Below are 202 nucleotides of genomic sequence, written 5' to 3' on the forward strand. Positions count from 1 at the left end.
GCCGAGGTCAGGGAGGTGAGGTTGTTGAGGACCTTGTTCGCTGTGATGACCGGCGCCGAGGCCAGGACGGTGGTTTTCGTTCCGCCGCAGGTGTAGGGGGCGGCCGCACCGGTCCAGGCAACACTGCAGTTTTCGATGGTCAGTTGCAGGCCGTTGGTGGTGTCGGTGGTGAGCAGGGACCCGGTGGCGCCGGCGGTGGTGG

1 pseudogene is annotated in these 202 nt (G+C 66.8%); it reads right to left on the reverse strand.

The annotated features are described in order from the left end of the window. A pseudogene (locus tag FDP28_RS20450) lies at positions 1–202 on the reverse strand (TasA family protein); the annotation flags it as partial.

It is taken from the genome of Paenarthrobacter nicotinovorans (assembly GCF_007670255.1).
GTDB lineage: Bacteria > Actinomycetota > Actinomycetes > Actinomycetales > Micrococcaceae > Arthrobacter > Arthrobacter nicotinovorans_B.